Source organism: Streptomyces sp. NPDC059785 (assembly GCF_042732375.1).
GTDB lineage: Bacteria > Actinomycetota > Actinomycetes > Streptomycetales > Streptomycetaceae > Streptomyces.
Map to the genome: position 1 here is coordinate 162,993 of NZ_JBHWHV010000003.1, position 18,616 is coordinate 181,608.

Consider the following 18,616-nt stretch of genomic DNA (forward strand, 5'->3'; position numbering starts at 1 on the left):
CGCGCCCTGCCGCCGCTGCCGTTCCTGACGGGCCGTGTGCGGGCCGCGCAGGGCGGCATCTGTTTCCTCTTGCCCGGCGTCGGCCCACGCCGGACACCGGGGTGCCGGCCCTCACCGCGGCGGTGCACGCCCGGCCGGTGTGACGGCGGGCGGCCCGGTGGTCAGCGGGTCCGGCGGGAGAGCCAGGCCGCGGTCAGCGCGCCGGAGATGTTGTGCCACACGGAGAACACCGCGGCCGGCAGGGCGGCCAGCGGGCTGAAGTGGGCGGTGGCCAGCGAGGCCGCGAGCCCGGAGTTCTGCATACCGACCTCGAAGGCCATGGCACGGCTGCCCGGCTCGCCGAGCCGGCCGAGCCGCCCCGCGCCGTAGCCGAGCGCGAGACCGAGCCCGTTGTGCAGCACGACGGCGGCGAACACCAGCAGCGCAGCCGACTTGATGCTCGCCGCGCTGCCCGCCACCACCACGACCACGATCACGGCAATGGTCAGCGCGGACAGCCAGGGCAGCACCGGCAGCGCCCGCTGCACGTACCGGCCCGCGAGCAGCCGTACGACCAGACCCGCGATCACCGGCAGCAGCACCGTCTTGAGGATGTCGGTGACCATCGAGCCCGCGTCGACCGGCAGGTACTCGCCGGCCAGCAGCAGCGTCAGCGGCGGCGTGACGAGCGGGGCCACCAGCGTGGAGACGGTGGCGACGGACACCGACAGCGCGACGTCACCGCGCGCCAGATAGGTCACCACGTTGGACGCGGTGCCGCTGGGCGCGCAGCCGACGAGGATCACACCGGCCGCGAGCTGCGGCGACAGATGCAGGAGGTGGGCGATGGCCCAGCCGAGCCCCGGCATGATGACGTAGTGCGCGACCAGGCCGAGCGCCACCGCCCAGGGCCGCTTCGCGACACCCCGGAAGTCCTGCGGTGTCATCGTGACGCCCATGCAGAACATCACGACACCCAGCAGGTACGGCACCGCCTCGCTCCAGCCGCTGAAGCTCCCCGGGAACAGGAGCCCGAGGGCGCCCGCCGCCAGGACGAGGATCGGGAAGACGGTGACGGCGCGCCGCGCGGAACGGTCGCCGCCCGGGTCGGCGGCGACCGCGTCGGTGGCACCGGCGCCGTCCGCACCGGGGGTGCGGTGCTCGTCCTGCTCGGGCTGTCCGGGACGTTCCGGGTGATCGGGGTGTTCGGGGTGTTCGGTTCTCACCGTCCGAGACAACGCCTGGTCAGGCGGCCGACGCAAGCCCGTCTCGCGATGTGATCAAGCACGGCCCGGACGCGCGTGTCGCCGGACCGCGCCGCGTCGGACACGGTGACGCGCCGCCGGGCGCTTCGATGTGCCGCCGGGCGTCGCGACGTACCGCCGGGCGTGGCGACGTACCGCCGGGCGTGGCGACGTACCGGCGGGCGTGGCGACGTACCGGCGGGCGTGGCGACGTACCGGCGGGCGTGCCGCCGGTACGCCCGGTCACGCGGGGTCAGTCGGCCGCGGGCAGCACCAGCAGTACGTGCTCCTCCTCGCCGTACCGGACCGTCCCGGAGCGGCGGAAGCCGTGCTTCTCCAGCAGGCGGACCGAACCCGTGTTCCCGACGTGGGGATCGGCGTGCAGCGGACGGGCCTGCTCCCGCTCCAGGAACAGCGCCAGCGCCCGCGTACCGACACCACGACCCCAGAACTCACGGCCGAGCCAGTACCCGATGAAGCGCCGGTCCTCGTCCCACCACGCGACCACGTTGCCCGCGAGCTCCCCGCCGACGGTGACGGCCTGGACGAAGACGCCCGGGTCCCCGACGACCTTCGTCGTCCAGTGGGTCATGAAGGCATCCCGCTCCCGGGGCGGGAACTTCGACCGCCGCACGGCCTCCGGATCGTGCTCCTGCGCGAAGAACACCTCCAGATCGGCCGGTTCCACGTCCCGCAGACACACCTCGTCCGCACGCACCACGTCCACACGCACCTCGTCACTCATACCGACGGAGTCTGCCACCGGCCACTGACAACGCCGGGACCGTGCTTGCGTACGGTGCCCACCACCGCAGGCATCACCCTGGAGGATCCGTGACTTTGGCACCGACCCCGCCGATGGGCTGGAACAGCTGGGACTGCTACGGCACCTCGGTCACCGAGGAAGAGGTGCTGGCCAACGCCGAGTTCATGGCCCGGCACCTGCTGCCGCACGGCTGGGACACGGTCGTCGTCGACATCCAGTGGTACGAGCCCGCCGCCCGCGCCGGCGGCTACAACAAGGGCGCCGCCCTGCACCTCGACGAGCACGGCCGCCCGCTGCCCGCGGTCAACCGGTTCCCCTCCGCCGCCGACGGCGCGGGCTTCCGGCCGCTCGCCGACCGCGTACACGCACTGGGGCTCCGCTTCGGACTGCACATCATGCGCGGCATACCCCGGCAGGCGGCCGACAGCGGCCACCCCGCACTCGGCGACATCGCCGACCGCACCTCGGTCTGCCCCTGGAACGGCGACAACTACGGACTCGACCACGGCCACCCCGGCGCCCAGGACTACTACGACTCCCTGGGGCGGCTCCTCGCCCAGTGGGCCGTCGACTTCGTCAAGGCCGACGACATGCTCTGGCCCTACCACGAGCGGGAGATCGCATCCCTCGCGACGGCCCTGCGCCGGTCCGGCCGCCCGATGGAGCTCAGCCTGTCACCGGGCCGGACCATGTCGCTGGAACGGCTGGAACACCTGCGGGCCCACGCCACCATGTGGCGCATGTCCGACGACCTGTGGGACCGCTGGGACGACGTCGCCGCACAGTTCGACCGGCTCGCCGCCTGGGCGCCGCACGCCCGCCCCGGCGCCTGGCCGGACGCGGACATGCTGCCCCTGGGCCGGATCGGCATCCGCGCCGAACGGGGCGGCGACCGGATGTCCCGGCTCACCCCCGCCGAACAGCGCACCCTCATGTCACTGTGGTGCCTCGCCCGCTCCCCGCTGATGTTCGGCGGCGACCTGCCCACCTCACCACCCGAGACGATCGCGCTGCTCACCAACGACGCCCTCCTCGACGTGCTGCGGCACAGCCGCGGCAACCGCCAGGTCGTCCGCGACGGCGGCCTCGCCGTGTGGACCGCCGAGGCCACCGACCGCGACGCCCGCTACGTCGGCCTGTTCAACCTGCGCGACACCCAACTCGCCGTCCGCCTCCGCACCGGCGACCTCGGCTTCCGGCGCACCGCGACGCTCACCGACCTGTGGACCGGCGCACCGCTGCCGAACGGCGGACCCGACCTGGCGGCCGAACTCGCCCCACACGCCTGCCTGTTGCTGCGCGCCGACCGGCCGGAGCGCGACCGCGACACCGCCTGACCCGGATCAGGCGGCCTGACCCGTCCGCCCCGCCTTGAGCGCCGCCGCGGCCGCGACGACACGACGGGCCTGATGCCGGCTCGCCTCGTCGGCCCGGCGCCGGCTTCGCCAGGCACGGCCGTCCTACGCCGCACGGTCCCGCATGCCCGGCGCGACGTTCCTGGACGGCCGGCCCCGGCGTCACCAAAGGCGGGCTTTGAGGTCCTCAAAGTTAAGGTGTTAAAGTTTTCGTATGAAGTCAGCAGCCGCGCCCGCCATGCCCCAGAGCGTCCCGCTCGTGGCGCGCCTGCACGTGGACCTGTGCCGATGTACGGCCACGACCTGACGTCCCCGGCGTAACGGCACCACACCGCGGCGGCACTGCTGACCACCTCCTGTTCCCAGGGGCCCGCTGCTCCCGTACGTCACCTTTCCCGCACACCCGCGCGTCCCCAACGGAGCATGTCCGTGTCTGCGAACACGAAGTCCTTCAAGGTGCCCTTCTGGGCCCAGATAATCATCGGCCTCGCCCTGGGCGTCCTGCTCGGCTGGCTCGCCCGGTCCTTCGACGCCGGCTGGCTCGTGACGACCCTCGAGAAGATCGGCAGCACCTTCGTCGGCCTGCTGAAGCTCGCCGTCGCCCCGCTCGTCTTCTTCGCGATCCTGGTCTCCATCACCAACCTGCGGAAGGTCAACAACGCGGCCCGCCTGGCCTCCCGCACCCTCCTCTGGTTCATGATCACGTCGCTGATCGCGGTGACCATCGGCATCGTCATCGGCCTGCTCACCAACCCCGGCGCCGGCACCGGCCTCACCCCCAAGGACGGGGCGAAGCCCGACCACACCGGTTCCTGGATCGACTTCCTGACCGGCATCGTGCCGACCGACGTGATCACCCCGTTCACCGAGCTGAACGTGCTCCAGATCGTCTTCATGGCCGCCGTCGCCGGTATCGCCGCCCTCCAGCTCGGCGAGAAGGCGCAGCCGATCCTCACCCTGAGCGAGTCCGTCCTCGAACTGCTCCAGAAGGCCCTGTGGTGGGTCATCCGCCTCGCGCCGCTGGGCACCGTCGGCCTCATCGGCAACGCCATCGCCACCTACGGCTGGGACCTGATCGGCAAGTACGCCACCTTCACCGCCGACATCTACGCCGGCTGCGCGATCGTCCTCTTCGTGGTCTACCCGGCGCTGCTCGCGGGCGTCGCCCAGCTGAGCCCGCTGAAGTTCTTCAAGGGCGCCTGGCCCGCGATCCAGCTCGCCTTCGTCTCCCGCTCCTCCGTGGGCACGATGCCGCTGACCCAGAAGGTCACCGAGCGCCTGGGCGTGCCGAAGGAGTACGCGTCCTTCGCCGTGCCGTTCGGCGCGACGACGAAGATGGACGGCTGCGCGGCCATCTACCCCGCGATCGCCGCGATCTTCGTCGCCCAGATCTTCGACATCCAGCTCAGTGTCGGCGACTACCTGCTGATCGCCTTCGTGTCGGTGGTCGGCTCCGCCGCCACGGCCGGCCTCACCGGCGCGACGGTCATGCTGACCCTCACCCTGTCCACCCTCGGCCTGCCCATGGAGGGCGTAGGCCTCCTCCTGGCGATCGACCCGATCCTGGACATGATGAGGACGGCGACAAACGTCGCCGGCCAAGCTCTCGTGCCCGTCCTGGTCTCGGCCCGTGAGAACCTGCTCGACCGGAAGGCGTACGACGAGGCGCACAGTTCGCCCGTGGACGGTGACGAGGCGGAGCGGCAGCCGTCGGACCGGGTGCCGGTCGCGGCCTGACGGCGGCGTACCCGGTATCTCGGTATGACCGTGCCCCCGGCGCCGAAGCGGCCGGGGGCACGGTCATACCCGGGTACCGCTCGCTACGCCAGGATCGCGGCCAGCCGGCGCCAGCCCTCCAGGGGGAGGCCGTCCCGGGGGCCGTCGTCGACGAGTTGCAGGGCCACATGGTCCGCGCCCGCGGTGCGGAACGCGTCGATGCGCGCACGGACGCGGCTCTCGTCGCCCCAGGCGAACACCGCGTCGATCAGCTTGTCGCTGCCGCCGTCCGCCACGTCGGACTCGGTGAAGCCCAGGCGCAGGAAGTTCTTGGTGTAGTTGGGGAGCTTCAGGTACATGGCGAGGGCCGCGCGGGCCTGGGTGCGGGCGCGGTCCGGGTCCGTCTCCAGGACGACCTTGAGCTCCGGGGCCAGGAACGGGTCCGCGCCCAGCGTCTCCCGGGCCTCGGCGGTGTGCTCGGGCGTGACCAGGTACGGGATCGCGCCGGCCGCCCGGTCGCGGGACAGCCGCAGGGTCTTCGGGCCGAGCGCGGCGAGCACCCGGCGGTTCTCGGGCACGCCCGCCTCGTCCAGGCCGTCCAGGTAGGCGACCAGGGTCGAGTACGGGCGGTTGTACCGTTCGACGCGTGGTGCGTGGCTCACCCCGAGGCCGAGGACGAAGCGGCCGGGGTGGGCCTCGGCCAGGCGCCCGTAGGCCGCGCCGGCCTCGGCGGCCTCCTGCTGCCAGATGCTCTGGATGCTGGTTCCGACGACCACGGTCGAGGTCGCGTCGAGCAGCGGGGCCGCGTGGTCGGCGGTGCTGTTGCTGCCCAGCCAGAGGGCGCCGTAGCCGAGTCGTTCCAATTCGGCGGCGGCCGCGTTCACCGCGTCGCGCCGCGCGGGGTCCTCGGAGCGCAGGCCGACGCTCCAGATGCCGTACCGTCCGGCCGTTTCCTTCAGAGAAGCCGTGCCGTCTTCCTTCGGAGAAGCCGTGCCGTCGCTCATCGCTGTGCGGTCCCTTCGCGTGGGGGAGTGGTGCGGTGCGGTTCGCTCGTACACCACGTCCTAACCTCCGCGACGGCGCGGCTAATCCCCCCGTTGGAGTCCCGGCGGCCCGCCGGGGCTCTCCTACCTCTTCCTGCTCCTGGCGCCCGTCGCCGCGGCGATCCACTGGACGAACGCCTGCGGGTCCTGGTTCGCGCCGTGGCCGGCGTCCCAGTAGTAGCGGGTGTCGACGGCGTCGCCGAGGTTCTCCAGCGCGAGCGCGAGGTTTCCGACGACCGTGAGCGAGGTGTCGGAGTCCTTGGCGCCGACCCGGATGAACCAGTGCCTGGCCCGGTGCGGGTTGCCCTCCTGGAGGAACGGCATCGGGTTCATCAGGCGGAGTTTGCGCGGGATGTCGGCGTCGAGGCGGGCGCCCGGGTCGCCGGTCGCCCTGCGCAGGCTCCAGTCGGTGAAGTGCCGGGCGGCGGTGGTGCCGGCGCCGAAGAGGTTGTTCTCCGGGGTGGTCAGGGCGAGCCCGTCGAAGGACGGGACGTTCTTCTTCCGGGCGCCCACGTGGGTCAGGAAGTCGGCCCAGGTGAACGTGGCCTTCGTGCCGTCCCAGCCGAGCCAGGGGTTGGCCGTGAGGTAGGCGGCGCGGGCGTCGTCGGCCAGGCCGGTGAGGTAGCGGGTGGCCGAGGGCTGCATGTGGGTGCGGACCAGGTACGTGTCGTAGTTGCGGGCGGTGACCTGGCCGAAGCCCCGGGTGCCGCGCAGCCGCAGTGACGCCTGGTACTCGGCGAACAGGTTCCGCAGCTCCGTGGAGAGCGTCTGGTCGACCTGGGCGCCGGTGGCGAGCGGGTTGGTGCCCCAGTTCCACTCGTAGGCGGCGTCCGCGTGCCCCAGGTCGGTGATGGGGCAGTACGGGGCCGCCGCGAAGATCGCGTCGCTCGCGTCGGCGGCGCCGATCCCGGCGAGGTAGGGCTCGTACTCCTTGCTGTCGCCGGTCGCGCCGAGCAGGGAGGTGAGGGCGCCGCCCGCCGAGACGCCGGTGGCGACGATGTGGCCGGTGTCGCCGGGGACGCGGCCCTCGTTGTGGCGCAGGTAGCGGACGGCGGCCTTGAGGTCGACGATCGCGGCGGGTGCCACGCCGTAGTACTCGCCCGCGGAGTTCACCAGGGTGCGCCCGCGGGCCCCCGGTTCGACGACGACGTAACCCGCGGCGAGGGCGAGCCTGTTGTTGGGGCTCATTCCGCCCATCGAGGTCTGCGAGGCGGTCGAGGACGGCATGTATCCGCCGACCGCGTTGGAGAACACGATGGGGGCGCGGGACGGGTCGACCGCCGTGCCGCCGATCTCGACGGGGGCGCTGATGTTGAGCGACTGGTAGGCCGCGTTCAGCGGCTGGGCCACGTAGACGACGGCCTGCCAGAAGCGGTAGGTGACGGGTATGTCGCCGTTCGCGGTGGTGATCGTGGTGGTGAGGGTGGTGTAGGCGTCGGGGTCGAAGGCGAGGGCGTCCGACGCCTTCGGGTTCCTCCGCCGCGAGGCACGTGCCGAGCCGCCGGGCGCGGCCGCCCACGAGGTGCCCGCCGCGGCCACCACCGCGGGCACGGCTGCCGCTGTGGCCATCGCCTTCACGATCTGTCTGCGCTCCATTGCGTCTTCTCCCGTGTCGGACGTCGCGAACGCGCACCGTTCGCGCCAGGCGAGTCACGCGCGCCAGGCATGTCATGCGCGCAGGTCAAGTCACGCGAGCCAGGCATGTCATGCGCGCAGGTCAAGTCACGCGCGCCAGCGGGCACTTGCTCGCCACCGGCCTCAGCGAACCTAGGGAGTCATCGACGGAATCGTCAACAATATCGCTGACCTTTTAGGGTCAACCCTCGGTCGGGACCATCGCCCGGCCGGAGCATGCCGCCGGACGGTGGCGCCAGGTGGGCCCACGCCCTGTCGCCGGACTGCCGGGCCAGTAAGGTCCGCGTCATGAAAGACCGCCCCCGGGACATCGGCGACGCCGAGCTGCGGCGTGCCCTGCGCGCGTGGGAGATCGACGCCGTGTCCCTGGCCCACGCACCCGTCGGTTTCGGGGACCACCACTGGACGGTGACCGACGCCGGACGGCGCCGGTGGTTCGTCACCGTCGCCGACCTGGCGCACAAGAACCACTGCGGCGCCGGACCCGCGGCCGCCTTCGACGGTCTGCGCCGAGCCATGGACACCGCTGCCGCCCTGCGCGTGGACGGCGGACTCGACGCCGTCGTGGCACCCGTCCGCACGGCAGGCGGCGAGACCCTGCGCCCGCTCGGCGACGGCCGGTACGGCATCAGCGTCTTCCCCCAAGTGGACGGTGAGGCAGGCGAGTTCGGCGACCCGCTCACCGGCCATGATCGGGGCCGCGTCCTGGACCTGCTCGCGCGCCTGCACACGACGCCGCCCCCGGCCGCGGCCCCACGGGCCATGCTGCACCTCCCGGCCCGCGCGGAACTGGACAGCTGCCTCGCCGCGCTGGACCGGCCGTGGGCCGGCGGGCCGCACGCCGAACCGGCCAGGGAGCTGACGTGCGCGTACGCCTCCGTCCTGCGCCGCCGTCTTGACGAGTTCGACCGCCGAGCCGCCGCGCTCGGCGCCCGGGACCGCCCGCACGTGGTCACCCACGGCGAACCGCACTCCGGCAACCTGCTGCGACGCGACGGACAGGTGCTGCTGGTCGACTGGGACACCGTCGGCACCGGACTGCCCGAGCGCGACCTGTGGCACGTCGTCACCGGCCCCGACGACTGCGAGCGCTACGCCGGTACGACCGGCCGCCGCCCCGACCCGGAGGCGCTCGCCTTTTTTCGGCTGCGCTGGGCGCTGGACGACGTCGCCGCGTTCCTCGCCGGTTTCCGCGGGCCGCACGACCGCACGCCCGACGTCGAGGAGTCCTGGACGTACCTCACCGCCACCCTCGCGAGCCTGGCCTCGGACGACTTCTGACACACCTGGTCATGGCGGCGGCCGGGCGACGCGGGGCCGGTCAGGCGACGGGCCCGCGCAGCACCGAGGCGACGGCCTGGTCGAGACCGGCCGGCGGCCGGCCCAGGACGTGGGCGAGGTCGCCGGTCTGCCGCTCCAGGGCTCCGGCGCGCACCTGGTCCTCCAGCCAGCCCTGCGCGCCGGGCGAGCGGTCGTCGCGCGCGCGGTGGACGACGGTCGTACCGGTGACGCGGCCGAGCGCCTCGGCGAGCTGCGGATACGTCCACAGGGTGCCGGTGAAGTCGTAGGCGCGGCCGAGGTGCTGGTCCTCGGTCAGGACGCGGGCGGCTGCCTCGGCGAGGTCGTCGCGCGAGGCGGTGTTGATGCCGCGCGCGCCGGTCCGGTCGACGAGCTCACCGGCGGCGACCGCGGCCTTAAGGCCCGGGTTGAGGAAGGCCTCGCTGTAGAAGGGGTGGCGCAGCAAGGTGTGGGGGAGACCTCCTGCGCGCAGTACGTCCTCGGTGGCGTGATGGGCCGCGGCGGCGCCGTCGGTCTCGGTGTCGGCGCCCAGGAAGCTGGTGTAGACGACGGCGCCGACACCGGCGGTGCGGGCCGCCTCGACGGCGGCCCGGTGCTGGCTCACGCGGCGCTCCGGGTCGAGCTCGGGTGAGGAGATCAGCAGCAGCCGGTCGGCGCCCTCGAACGCGGTGCGCAGGGTGTCCGGGGCGTCGTAGTCGCCGAGGCGGACCCCGATGCCGCGCGCGGCCAGGTGTGCGGCGCGGTCCGGCCGGCGTACCGCGGCGACCACCCGCTCGGCGGGGCGCCGCGCCAGCAGCGCGTCGACGACCCGTACGCCGAAGGCCCCCGAGGCGGCCGACACAACGATCACGTGGAACTCCCTCACCGGATGCGGCCGCCGACTCCCCGGCGGCCCTGGGCCGTGGCGGCCCGGACGTCCGGCACACCTTCGGCGAACGGGCCCCCGGACGTCAAAGCCTTTTCAACGCGCGTCGCCAGAGCCGCCGTTGAGGCAGTCTCCGAACGGGCCGCCGGCCCAACTCCCTCTATACAGGCCGTCTACAGGCTATGTAGAGTACGAGTATGGCGATGCCGCGAATGACCCTGCAAACCCAACTGGTGCTGCGGGCCTTGCTGGAGGACCCCGCCAAGCAGCGGTACGGCCTGGAGCTGTGCGAGCTGGCGGGGCTGCCGTCGGGCACGATCTATCCGATCCTGGCCCGGCTCGAACAGGTCGGCTGGGTGGACAGCACCTGGGAGGACCCGGCGGTGCACGAGAAGGCCGGCCGACCCCGGCGGCGCTTCTACCGCATCACCCGGGACGGCGCCGAACAGGCCCGTGAGGCACTGGCGCGCGTCTACCGTTCCCGCAGGCAGCCGCTGCCGGGATGGGCCGCCGCCCGCCCGGCTCCCGGGGGAGGGGTGTCATGAGGCGACGGGGGAGTGGCTCGAGGCGCACCGTGCGGCCGGGGCCGTGGCGGCGCGAGCCCGCGGACGGCTCCCCGACCCGCGCCGAACTCCTGGCGAGCGTACGGGCCCACCACCCCGCCGCGGACCTGACGCCGCTCGAACTGGCTCATGCGGAGGCCGAGTTCTGGCACCGGGGCCAACTGCGGCGCAGCGGCGCGCCGATGCTCACGCACTGCGTGTCCGTCGCCGCGATCGTCGCCGGGTGCGGTATGCCGCCCGACGTGGTCTGCGCCGCGCTGCTGCACGACCTCGAGGACACCGCGTGCCCGCCCGAACGCGTCGCCGAACTCTTCGGCTCCTACGTGGCGGAGCTGGTGCGGGCGCTCCCGGCCGCCCCGCTGCCCCGGCCGGCCGGGGCTCCCGACGCGACCGGCTCCGCGCCGTCCTTCGAGGCGGCCGTGCTGGTCATCCGCCTCGCCGACCGGCTGCACAACATGCGCACCATCGCGTTCCTGTCCCGGGCCACCCGCTACCGCAAGGCCCGCGAGACCGTGGACGTCCTCGCCCCGCTGGCCCGAGCGGCGGGCCTGCCCCGAGTGGGCCGTGAGCTGCACGACCTGTCGTCGGCCGTGCTGCGGGGCCCGGTCCTCACGTACGCGGTCACCGGGCGGACCCTGACGGTCGTCGCGCTGCTGCTGCCCTCACGCCGGCGGGCGCGGTGGCGGGAGGAGTGGACCGCCGAGCTGACGGCCCTGCCGACCCGCCGTGACCGCGCCCGCTACACCCTCCGCGTGCTGCTCGGCACACCGCGCCTTTCGCTGACACTGCGTCGGCCCGTGGGCCGGAGGCGGTCGTCGTGAGCGCGCTCGTCCGCGCCGGGAGCGTCATCGGGGCGGCGGCGGCCGCGTGCGTGCTCGCCCTGGCGGGAGGCGGCCCCTCGGCCTGGGCGACCGCGGGCGTGTGGGGCGGTGTCCTGGCACTGGCGGCGGCCGTACTGTTCTGGCCCACCGAGACCCCGTCCCGCCGCCTGGGGCAGCTGATCCGGGCGTGGCGGGAACCGGACTCGCCGCGCGGACCGGACCCGCGACAGGGACCGGACCCGTGACAGGGACCGGGATCGGGACCGGGATCGGGACCGGCGGCTCCGCCCGGTGGAGAGGGCTGCTGAACCACCGGCCTGACCGGCCTGACCGCCCAGACCGGTCCACCCGCGCGTGCGCGTACCGTCCGGCACCCCGGTGACCCGGCCCGCATGCCGTCGCTCACCGTACTCAGTGAACTTATCGAGTCAGTTTCACTGAACGGGGTGAGGGAGTGTGGTCCGCACATGCCGAACCGAGGGGACCGAGGCGGGGCGCGGACCCGGGCGCGCATCGCCGAGGCCGCGACCGGACTGTTCCTCGAGCGCGGCTTCGAGGACGTCACCATCGCCGAGGTCGCGGCGGCGGCCGGCGTGTTTCAAGGTGACGGTCTTCGCGCACTTCGACCGCAAGGATGACCTGCTGGTCGACCGCATCCCCGGCGCCCTCGACGTCGTACGTGACGCCGTCCGCGAGCGCCCGGACGACGTCGACGCCGTCGAGGCGATCCGCCGGACCGTGTTCGCCCTCGTCGACGAGCGGCATCCGCTGTCCGGGCTGACGGAGGGCACCGAGCCGTCCCTGCGCACCGTGACGGCGTCCCCCGCGCTCCTTTCCCGGCTGCGCACCTTCGCGTACGAGGTCGAGACGGAGCTGTCCGCGGCGCTCGACGCCGACCCCCGGTTCCCGGGCGACAGCGCGCTGACCGCGGCGCTGCTGGTCGCCGCCTACCGGACGGTCGCCGTCGAAACGGCCCGGCGACGGCTGGCCGGAGATGATCCCGCGGAGATCGAGGCGGCGCATCGCGAGCGTCTGGAGGCCGCGTTCGAGGTAGTGACCGGCGGTCTGCCGGGCCGGTCGCGTCTGCCGCGGGACGCGTGATGCGGATGCGGGGGAATGACGTCGCCGATCGCGGACATGTTCACAGTGAGCAGGTGCTTGGGCAGCAGGCACGACCGCGCGATGTTCCGTGCACGCGATCGCCGTAGATCGCGGCGGACGGTACGGCTCCGGGCGGCGTCGCACGCCGCGTGCTGCCCGGGCAAGGAGATGATGCAGTGACCGACGACGTTGCAGGCAGCGCCGCGACCGGTGCCCCGGGGGCCGGCGGCACTCGGCACGGCGACGGGGACGGCGAGGCGGAGCCGGACGCGGTCGAGGCGCGCAACCGGCGGCTGGCGCACGCGGGTGTGGCCCGTGCCGAACGGCTGCTGCTGGCCCGCTACCGGCTCGGCTCGCAGCGGGAGGCCTTCGAACTGCTCCGCACGGCCTCGCAGCGCCGCAACATCAAACTGCACACCCTGGCCGACGCCGTGGTGAACCTGCCCGCCCCCGAGCGCACGGCCCGCACCTGGTTCGCGAGCCGGCCGCGCAGTGCGGCACCGTCCCTGTCCGGTCTCGACCTCGGCCAGGACGCGGAGCCCGCGAGCCACGGCGCCGTGCTCAAGGCCGCGCTGCGCCGTGTCCTGCACATCACCGAGGCCGGCATGGGCAATGTGCAGCTCGCGGAGAACGGCATGCTGCGCATGGAGAAGCACACCGGGCTGAACCGGCCCTTCACCGATTACTTCGCGTTCGTGCAGGACTCCACGACGTCCTGCGCACAGGCCGCCGAGCAGCGCCGGCAGGTCACCATCAAGGACGTCGCGGTCTCGGACGTCTTCGACGACGTCTCCCGGGCCGTGATCCTCCAGGCCGACAGCCGCGCCTGCCACAGCGTTCCGCTGACCAGCCCCAGGGGCGCCGTCCTCGGCATGATCTCCTCGCACCACGAGCGGCCGCTCGCCGAGTTCGCCGACGCGCAGCTCGGCGCGTTGCAGCAGCTCGGCGCGCAGGTCGGCCGCTGGCTGCTCTGGCACCGCAGCACCGTCGTCCTCGACGCGCTCGAAGACGTTCACACCGCCGCCACGGCCCGGCGCTGAGGCACCGGGAGGGGGCGGGCGGCTCAGCGCGCGGGTTCCAGCACGAGCAGCGGAATGTCACGGCCCGCCCTGCGCCGGTACGTCTCGAAGGGCCCGTAGACCCCGACCAGCACCGGCCAGAGCCGTCCGCGCTCCGCGGCGTCCGCCTCGCGCACCCGTACCGTGTGCCGCCGCGCGCCGACCTGGACCCGGGTCAGGGGATGCGCGCGGAGGTTGTGCAGCCACGCCGGGTGCCGCGGGTGGCCGCCCTTGGAGGCGACCACGACGAAGCCGTCCCCGTATGCCGCGTAGACCAGCGGTGTGGTGCGCGCCGTCCCGGTCCTGGCGCCGCGGTGGTCGAGCAGCAGCACCGGTGGCGCACCGGGGAACCGGTGCCCCACGACTCCGCGCGTGGCACGGTAGACGGCCGCGTGGAGCCGCGTCACCCGGCCCAGCAGCCACCAGTTGCGGTCGGCCCAGCGCAGCAACGCGTCCATCGGCAGGGCACCTTCGGCGGTCAGGAAGTGGTGAACACGAGGGCGGCGTTCTGCCCGCCGAAGCCGCAGGAGGCGGAGACGGCGGCGGTCATCCGGGCGGGCCGGGGCACACCCGCGACGACGTCGAGTTTGCGGTCGCCGTCCTGGTGGCCGAAGTTCGCGGTCGGCGGGATCGTCCGGTGCCGCAGCGCCAGCACCGTGTACGCGGCCTCGATCGCGCCTGCGGCGCCCAGGGTGTGGCCGATCACCGACTTGGAGGCGGTGACGGGCGGGGCGTGGCGGGTGAAGACCCGGGTCAGGGCCGTCGCCTCGACCGCGTCGTTGAGGCGGGTCGAGGTGCCGTGCGCGTTGACGTGACCGATGTCCGCGGGCGTGCAGCCGGCGTCGTCGAGCGCGGCCCGCAGCGCCCGTACGGTCCCGTCGCCGTCCGGCTGCGGGGCGATGGGATGGTGGGCGTCGCAGGTGGCCCCGTAGCCGCGGAGCAGGGCGAGGACGCCGGCGTCGCGGGCGCGGGCGTCCCGGGCACGTTCGAGGACGAGCACGGCGGCGCCCTCGCCGAGCACGAAACCGTCGCGCTGGGCGTCGAAGGGGCGGCTGGCCAGGTGCGGGGCGTCCCGGCGGGTCGACAGGGCGCGCATCCGGTGGAAGCAGACGGAGGCCATCGGACTGCACCCCGATTCACTGCCGCCGGCCAGCACGAGGTCGCAGGAGCCCGCGCGCAGCAGGTCGCGGGCGACACCGAGGGCGGTCGCGCCGGAGGCGCACGCGCTGGCGGTGGTGAAGTTGGGTCCCGCGGCACCCAGGTCGATGGCGACCTCGGCGGCCACCATGTTGGGCACGCTGCGCGGCAGTGCGAGCGGGGAGACGCGCTCGGGCCGGCCCGCGTTGTAGTGCCCGAACTCGCCACCGTAGCCGAGCAGACTGTTGGAGCCGACGCCGAGGACGACACCGACCCGGTTCCGCGGCCAGGACGCGCGGTCGAGGCCGGCCTGCGCGACGGCGCGCCGGGCGGCGCCCACGGCGAAGCGGGCGGGCGGGTCCAGACGCCGGGCGAGCGCCGGACCGAGTTCCGCGGCGGGGTCGTAGCAGGTGACCCGGCAGGAGAAGTCCACCGGGAGCCCGGCGAGCGTCGGGTCCTTCGTGGCCCGTGACTGTCCGGCGCAGAGCGTCTCCCAGTTCGCCTCCGCGGTCGTACCGGCCGGCGTGACCAGCCCGATCCCGGTGACGGCGATGTCGTCAGCCGGCATGGGCGGCCTCCTCGCGCGCGTGGCCGTGCTCCGGGCGGGCGTCGGTACAAAACCGCGACGGCAGGGGGCGGACGACATGTACGCGAGGTGCGGCCGTGGTCCGGGTCCCGGCCGGGGCGGTCACGACGCCTCCAGTGCGGACGGGGTGTCCGCGCCCTGCTGCGAGGGGACCGCCGCGGACAGCACCCGGGCGGCCTCGTCGAGCCTCGTACCCGGAGTCAGGTCCATGGCGCGCTCCGGCAGGACCAGGCCGCACTCCTGCTCGGCCGAGACGACCAGCTCCATCAGGGCCAGCGAGTCCAGACCGAGGTCCTCGAAGGTGGTGGACGGTGTCAGCCGGTCCGCGGTGATCCGGAAGAGGTCGTTCAGCAGCCGGACGAACTGCTGGGGGAGAACGGGCTGGTCCATGAGGTGTCGGTCTCCTGTCGTGGCGGGGGCGTCGCCCGGCCGGGCGGGCGCGGGACACGTCGTGCGGCGCGGCCGGCGGGTACGTGGTGCTCGGCCAGGCGACCGGCCGTGCGGACGAAGGCGGTGCTGATCAGCTCGGCGGTGAGCGGCTCGATGCCGAGCGCCCGCACCTCGGCCGGCGGGAAGTCCTCGGCGCCGTGCAGCACGGTGGACTGGGCCAGCAGCTGACGCGTCAGCCGCCTCGCCGCCGTACCGGCCGGACCAGAGGCGAGCCGCTCCGCGCAGACGACAGGGTCCACCAGCTCGACGCCGCCCAGGCCGAACGCGCCGAGCAGCGGCATGAGTTGCGCGTACGTGGGGGCGAGCGGCCCCGCCGTCACCCAGAGGTCGCCCCGCACCCGGACATCGGTGACCGCGGCCCGTACGACGCGGGCCAGATAGTCGCTGGGCACCATGTCCAGCCTGGTTCCGGGGGTGCCCGGCAGCCGGTCCAGCCAGCCGGCACCCACCGCGACCAGACAGGCGAGCAGCCCCTGCACCCGCTCCACCCGGCCGGTGCGCGCGTCCCCGATGACCAGCGACGGCCGCACGACGACGGACGGGACACCGGCCTCCCGGACCCGCTGCTCGGCCCGCGTCTTGCTCTCCAGGTAGGCGCTGACGGGAGCCGCGGCGGCACCGGCGTAGGCGGCCGCGTTGCGCCGCACCAGGGCGGACCGGACGACGAACGCGCTGGAGAGCTGGACCAGACGGGCACCCGCCCGGGCGGCGAAGGCGACGACGTGGTCGGTGCCCCGGACGTTGACCTCCATGGTGCGGCGCGTGTCCGCCCGGAAATCGGTGTCGGCCGCGCAGTGCACGACGGCGTCCGTGCGCCGCGCCAGCTCCCGGTACCGCTCGGGCGGCAGCCCGAACGACGGCCGCGTGATGTCACCGCGGACCCCGTGTGCGGCACCGGGCACCTCGGTACGGTGCACGAGCGCCACCACCCGGCACCCGGCCGCGGTCAGCGCCCGCAGCACGGCCGCACCGACCTGACCACCGGCCCCCGTGAGCAGCACGGTGAGCGGCGGAGGCGGGAGTTCGGCGCGCGAGACTTCGCTGTCCGGGACTTCGGCACGCGAGGCGTCGGTGCGCGGGCGCGCGGGCGGCACGTGGTCCCTCATCGCGGTACGGCACCGGCCCGCGGCTGCCGGCCGGGCGCCGGTACGACGGGCGGACCCGCGGCGTCCGGGCCGACGGACGCCTGGTCCGACCCCACGGACTCCGGCCGCCGCGCCGGTACGGGCAGCAGACGGGCGGTCGTCCAGCGGGCCGTACGGCTTCCCGGGCGCGCCAGCAGCAGCGCCCCGGCGAGGGTGAGCACGCCGACGGCGACCGGGCTCCAGAGGACGGCGCCCGCGGCGGCGAGCGCCGCGACGGCCGGGCAGGGACCCAGCGCCCAGAACGCGAGCAGGCCGGCGAAGGCGTAACCCGGCCGTGCGGAGCGGCTGTCCAGGGCCCGGTTCCGCAACCGGGCCCCCGTCCACACCAGAGCGGGAATCACGACGAGCCCCATACCGAAAAGCGTCCAGACGACGGACGACTGCAACCACTGCACCACCGTCTCGGTGTCCACAAAATTCCCGCTCTCCGCGCCGGTGACCGCATCATGCGATCCGTCGTCCGTCATCAGGAATCGCCGAAGTCCCGTGCCGTCCCAGCCGTGCAGCAGGACGAAGAACATCGCGGTGTACGGCCACACCCATTGCAGAAAGGCCCACCACGTACGGTCGCGCCGGATCAGCCGGGCCGTGCAGAGGAATCCGCCGACCGCCGACACAATGACACCGAGGCAGAAGACACCGGCGAACCAGCCCGGCGGAGCGGCGGTCACCTGCATGGTCTCCCAGCCGGGGAATTCCGTCAGCAACCACATTCCGCAGGGAATGAACACCACCGACAGATAGGAAAGCGTGGCGGTCAGCGCGACAGATCGACGACATCGCGAGGAGAGAATCGGGGCTTCGGCGAGTGCCGTCGCGGCGCCGATTCCATAAGCCCAGAACACATCGATCTGCACCATGACTGAGTGAACGATCCTTCCCGGAGGCCGACGCGCTTTCACAGCGAACGCGACTGTGCCAGAACGTCGCGGGCAAGGTGAAAACCCCGTCGGGCAAACGGGTGACGCCGCTCGGCCGGGACCGGCTCCGGGGCGTCAGTCCGCCGGGACGGGGTCCAGTTCGAGTGTCGTGTGCTGGGCGGGCAGCGCCTCGATCTGCACGAGCGTGCAGGAGACGGCCCTGCCGCGCCACACCCTGGCCACCGGCAGGTCCCGGCGCGGCGTGAGCGGATAGCGCTTCGGGGTGAAGACGTTCGCGCTGCTGTCCCGGCATGCAGGGGCCGGTGAACACTGCCGGGATCAGGCAGTGTGCGGACGGGTTCCGGTCGTGCAGGATGGCCCGCGGGGAGCACTACGGATGGTTCCGGTGCCGGGCACCGGCAGGTGTGCCGGTGCCCGGCACCGGAACTCGGGGGAGCCGTGCGACGCCGGTCCCGGCGGACGCGCGGCACAGGGGGAGAGGGGGGACCGGAGGATGAGCGTCTTCCTGCCGGCCGCCACGAAGGTGACCGCGTTCCGGCCGGCCGCGGCCCTCGGCGTGATCGTCCACTGCCGGCCGCCGCACAGTCTCCCTCCCGACGAACCCGGGCCGCCCCGCTGAGCGAGGCTCGAACGGGCGGCACTTGAGCGGCACTTGGGCGTTACCCGGGCGGTATTCGGGTGCCATCGTGCGGTGTCGGACGGCGCCGGACGGCCTGGACGCCGTCGGCCGCGAGCCGCACGCGGACGTGACACGAGCCGCACGCGGACGTGACACGAGCCGCACGCGGACGTGACACGAGCCGCACGCGTACGTGGCGCGAGCCGCACGCATATGTGGCGCGCGACGCCGGGCCGGCGTGCGGGGCCGCTCCGTCCGAGCGCTCCGCCGCAGACGCTCCGCCTTCCCGGCCCGTTGCCCTGCCCCTCCTGCTTCCTCAACTCCCCACTCCTTTACGACTGACTGAAGGACGT

At 73.6% G+C, this 18,616-nt stretch carries 19 protein-coding genes; 9 read left to right on the top strand and 10 right to left on the bottom strand.

The features are described 5' to 3' along the window. Positions 1-161: 161 nt before the first annotated feature. Complete coding sequence (locus ACFV6E_RS03290) at positions 162-1,205, bottom strand: bile acid:sodium symporter family protein (RefSeq protein WP_385459087.1); 1,044 nt, start codon at positions 1,203-1,205, stop codon at positions 162-164. Positions 1,206-1,476: 271 nt separating this feature from the next. Further along, positions 1,477-1,968, bottom strand: coding sequence for a GNAT family N-acetyltransferase (locus ACFV6E_RS03295; protein WP_385459089.1), 492 nt, complete (start codon positions 1,966-1,968; stop codon positions 1,477-1,479). A gap of 89 nt (positions 1,969-2,057) precedes the next feature. On the opposite strand from ACFV6E_RS03295, the gene ACFV6E_RS03300 reads away from it, so the two are divergent. Next, the gene (locus tag ACFV6E_RS03300) at positions 2,058-3,326 is read left to right on the top strand and encodes a glycoside hydrolase family 27 protein (protein ID WP_385459091.1); all 1,269 of its coding nucleotides are present in this window, start codon (positions 2,058-2,060) and stop codon (positions 3,324-3,326) included. Positions 3,327-3,767: 441 nt separating this feature from the next. After that, positions 3,768-5,081, top strand: a complete 1,314-nt coding sequence (locus ACFV6E_RS03305; protein WP_385169616.1) for a dicarboxylate/amino acid:cation symporter — start codon at positions 3,768-3,770, stop codon at positions 5,079-5,081. Positions 5,082-5,164: 83 nt separating this feature from the next. Here ACFV6E_RS03305 and ACFV6E_RS03310 read toward each other — a convergent pair whose 3' ends face one another. Further along, on the bottom strand, positions 5,165-6,064 hold the full coding sequence (locus ACFV6E_RS03310; protein ID WP_385459093.1) for an LLM class F420-dependent oxidoreductase: 900 nt from the start codon (positions 6,062-6,064) through the stop codon (positions 5,165-5,167). 123 nt (positions 6,065-6,187) lie between these two features. Continuing rightward, positions 6,188-7,699, bottom strand: coding sequence for a subtype B tannase (locus tag ACFV6E_RS03315; RefSeq protein WP_385459095.1), 1,512 nt, complete (start codon positions 7,697-7,699; stop codon positions 6,188-6,190). A gap of 327 nt (positions 7,700-8,026) precedes the next feature. Here ACFV6E_RS03315 and ACFV6E_RS03320 point away from each other — a divergent pair, with 327 nt between their 5' ends. Continuing rightward, the gene (locus ACFV6E_RS03320) at positions 8,027-9,019 is read left to right on the top strand and encodes a phosphotransferase enzyme family protein (RefSeq protein ID WP_385459097.1); all 993 of its coding nucleotides are present in this window, start codon (positions 8,027-8,029) and stop codon (positions 9,017-9,019) included. Between the two features lie 40 nt (positions 9,020-9,059). Here the strand turns inward: ACFV6E_RS03320 and ACFV6E_RS03325 are convergent, their stop codons facing one another. Next, complete coding sequence (locus ACFV6E_RS03325) at positions 9,060-9,878, bottom strand: NAD(P)H-binding protein (RefSeq protein ID WP_385459195.1); 819 nt, start codon at positions 9,876-9,878, stop codon at positions 9,060-9,062. Positions 9,879-10,099: 221 nt separating this feature from the next. On the opposite strand from ACFV6E_RS03325, the gene ACFV6E_RS03330 reads away from it, so the two are divergent. The 6 genes from ACFV6E_RS03330 to ACFV6E_RS03355 all read left to right on the top strand — a co-directional run bounded on the left by ACFV6E_RS03330 (position 10,100) and on the right by ACFV6E_RS03355 (position 13,427). Continuing rightward, positions 10,100-10,447 carry a PadR family transcriptional regulator gene (locus ACFV6E_RS03330; protein ID WP_385169626.1) on the top strand — a complete coding sequence of 116 codons (348 nt, stop codon included), beginning with the start codon at positions 10,100-10,102 and terminating at the stop codon, positions 10,445-10,447. Then, entirely contained in the window at positions 10,444-11,286 is an 843-nt protein-coding gene (locus ACFV6E_RS03335; RefSeq protein ID WP_385169629.1) for an HD domain-containing protein, read from the top strand. The genes ACFV6E_RS03330 and ACFV6E_RS03335 overlap by 4 nt, the downstream gene beginning before the upstream one ends. Next, entirely contained in the window at positions 11,283-11,531 is a 249-nt protein-coding gene (locus tag ACFV6E_RS03340) for a hypothetical protein (protein ID WP_385459099.1), read from the top strand. Before ACFV6E_RS03335 ends, ACFV6E_RS03340 begins: the two co-directional genes overlap by 4 nt. Positions 11,532-11,753: 222 nt before the next feature. Further along, entirely contained in the window at positions 11,754-11,924 is a 171-nt protein-coding gene (locus tag ACFV6E_RS03345) for a TetR family transcriptional regulator (protein WP_385459197.1), read from the top strand. Continuing rightward, complete coding sequence (locus ACFV6E_RS03350) at positions 11,890-12,387, top strand: TetR family transcriptional regulator (protein WP_385459101.1); 498 nt, start codon at positions 11,890-11,892, stop codon at positions 12,385-12,387. The genes ACFV6E_RS03345 and ACFV6E_RS03350 overlap by 35 nt, the downstream gene beginning before the upstream one ends. 176 nt (positions 12,388-12,563) lie before the next feature. Continuing rightward, positions 12,564-13,427 carry a GAF and ANTAR domain-containing protein gene (locus ACFV6E_RS03355; RefSeq protein WP_385459103.1) on the top strand — a complete coding sequence of 288 codons (864 nt, stop codon included), beginning with the start codon at positions 12,564-12,566 and terminating at the stop codon, positions 13,425-13,427. A 23-nt stretch (positions 13,428-13,450) separates the two neighbouring features. Here ACFV6E_RS03355 and ACFV6E_RS03360 read toward each other — a convergent pair whose 3' ends face one another. From ACFV6E_RS03360 to ACFV6E_RS03380, 5 genes are all read right to left on the bottom strand, one after another. Beyond that, a complete protein-coding gene (locus tag ACFV6E_RS03360) occupies positions 13,451-13,903 on the bottom strand; it encodes a nitroreductase family deazaflavin-dependent oxidoreductase (protein ID WP_385459105.1) in 453 nt (150 codons plus the stop codon). A gap of 20 nt (positions 13,904-13,923) precedes the next feature. Further along, complete coding sequence (locus ACFV6E_RS03365; RefSeq protein ID WP_385169642.1) at positions 13,924-15,150, bottom strand: beta-ketoacyl-[acyl-carrier-protein] synthase family protein; 1,227 nt, start codon at positions 15,148-15,150, stop codon at positions 13,924-13,926. Between the two features lie 120 nt (positions 15,151-15,270). Further along, positions 15,271-15,558 carry an acyl carrier protein gene (locus tag ACFV6E_RS03370; RefSeq protein WP_385459107.1) on the bottom strand — a complete coding sequence of 96 codons (288 nt, stop codon included), beginning with the start codon at positions 15,556-15,558 and terminating at the stop codon, positions 15,271-15,273. Next, a complete protein-coding gene (locus ACFV6E_RS03375; protein ID WP_385459109.1) occupies positions 15,516-16,724 on the bottom strand; it encodes an SDR family oxidoreductase in 1,209 nt (402 codons plus the stop codon). Before ACFV6E_RS03375 ends, ACFV6E_RS03370 begins: the two co-directional genes overlap by 43 nt. Next, the gene (locus ACFV6E_RS03380; protein ID WP_385459111.1) at positions 16,721-17,623 is read right to left on the bottom strand and encodes a hypothetical protein; all 903 of its coding nucleotides are present in this window, start codon (positions 17,621-17,623) and stop codon (positions 16,721-16,723) included. The genes ACFV6E_RS03375 and ACFV6E_RS03380 overlap by 4 nt, the downstream gene beginning before the upstream one ends. Positions 17,624-18,616 lie beyond the last annotated feature (993 nt).

Coding starts and splice junctions, on each gene's coding strand:
- ACFV6E_RS03370 (WP_385459107.1), bottom strand. CDS start 15,558: ATGGACCAGCCCGTTCTCCCCCAGCAGTTCGTCCGGCTGCTGAACGAC.
- ACFV6E_RS03295 (WP_385459089.1), bottom strand. CDS start 1,968: ATGAGTGACGAGGTGCGTGTGGACGTGGTGCGTGCGGACGAGGTGTGT.
- ACFV6E_RS03365 (WP_385169642.1), bottom strand. CDS start 15,150: ATGCCGGCTGACGACATCGCCGTCACCGGGATCGGGCTGGTCACGCCG.
- ACFV6E_RS03330 (WP_385169626.1), top strand. CDS start 10,100: ATGGCGATGCCGCGAATGACCCTGCAAACCCAACTGGTGCTGCGGGCC.
- ACFV6E_RS03315 (WP_385459095.1), bottom strand. CDS start 7,699: ATGGAGCGCAGACAGATCGTGAAGGCGATGGCCACAGCGGCAGCCGTG.
- ACFV6E_RS03375 (WP_385459109.1), bottom strand. CDS start 16,724: ATGAGGGACCACGTGCCGCCCGCGCGCCCGCGCACCGACGCCTCGCGT.
- ACFV6E_RS03360 (WP_385459105.1), bottom strand. CDS start 13,903: ATGGACGCGTTGCTGCGCTGGGCCGACCGCAACTGGTGGCTGCTGGGC.
- ACFV6E_RS03310 (WP_385459093.1), bottom strand. CDS start 6,064: ATGAGCGACGGCACGGCTTCTCCGAAGGAAGACGGCACGGCTTCTCTG.
- ACFV6E_RS03335 (WP_385169629.1), top strand. CDS start 10,444: ATGAGGCGACGGGGGAGTGGCTCGAGGCGCACCGTGCGGCCGGGGCCG.
- ACFV6E_RS03345 (WP_385459197.1), top strand. CDS start 11,754: ATGCCGAACCGAGGGGACCGAGGCGGGGCGCGGACCCGGGCGCGCATC.
- ACFV6E_RS03320 (WP_385459097.1), top strand. CDS start 8,027: ATGAAAGACCGCCCCCGGGACATCGGCGACGCCGAGCTGCGGCGTGCC.
- ACFV6E_RS03380 (WP_385459111.1), bottom strand. CDS start 17,623: ATGGTGCAGATCGATGTGTTCTGGGCTTATGGAATCGGCGCCGCGACG.
- ACFV6E_RS03305 (WP_385169616.1), top strand. CDS start 3,768: ATGTCCGTGTCTGCGAACACGAAGTCCTTCAAGGTGCCCTTCTGGGCC.